This window comes from Mycobacterium sp. 1245805.9, assembly GCF_001672915.1.
GTDB lineage: Bacteria > Actinomycetota > Actinomycetes > Mycobacteriales > Mycobacteriaceae > Mycobacterium.
On the sequence record NZ_LZKR01000167.1, the window covers coordinates 1 to 841 of the forward strand.

The 841-nt window shown below is 78.1% G+C and carries 1 pseudogene; it reads right to left on the reverse strand.

Annotated elements, in window-relative coordinates:
* A pseudogene (locus A9X00_RS32555) lies at positions 1-763 on the reverse strand (hypothetical protein); the annotation flags it as partial.
* Positions 764-841: the final 78 nt, after the last annotated feature.

An 841-nucleotide genomic window follows, 5' to 3' on the forward strand; every position in this document is an offset into this window, starting at 1 on the left:
CGCCGGAGTGAACGGTGCTGCCCGTGACGGTCCCGGCGGCCCCGCCTGCCCCGCCATTACCCCCGTGACTAAGCACGGTGTCGTTGACACCGCCGAAGCCGGCGCCTCCGGCCCCGCCGGCGCCGCCGTCGTCGCCGGTGGTGATGGTGCTGGACGCGCTCACGGCCCCGCCTGCCCCGCCGTTACCGCCGTCGCCACCGTTACCGCCGCTACCGAATAACCCGGCATTGTTGCCGGCGCCGCCGGCACCGCCGGCACCGCCCAAGTCACCCGTGCCGACGGAGGAACCGCCGGTGACCACCCCGGCGTCGCCGCCGCTACCGCCAGCACCACCGCTGCCGCCGTCACCGACAAACCCGCCAAGGCCACCGCCACCGCCGGCGCCGCCGTTGCCGCCGGTGTCGCCGGCCTGCACGACGCTATTCGTGACGGCGCCCCCGGCACCACCCTTACCGCCGGCACCGCCGTTACCTCCGCCGCCGAAATTGCCGGTGTAGTTGCCGGCGCCGCCGTTGCCACCGGCTCCGCCGGTGTCGCCGGAGTAGACGGTGCTGGATCCGCTCACGGCCCCGCCGGCCCCACCGGCCCCGCCGGCACCGCCGGTGCCACCATTTCCGCCGGTGGCCGGGCCGCCGGTCCCGCCGGCCCCGCCCGCTCCGCCGATGTCGCCGGAGTACACGGTGCTGCCGGTGACGGTCCCGGCGGCGCCACCGCTCCCGCCGGCCCCGCCGCTCCCGCCGTCGCCGATCAGCCCGCCACCCACGCCGCCGTTCCGGCCCGGCCGCCATTGGGGCTATCGCCACCGCTCCCGCCGCCCCCGCCGGCGCCGCACCGGCCGCCG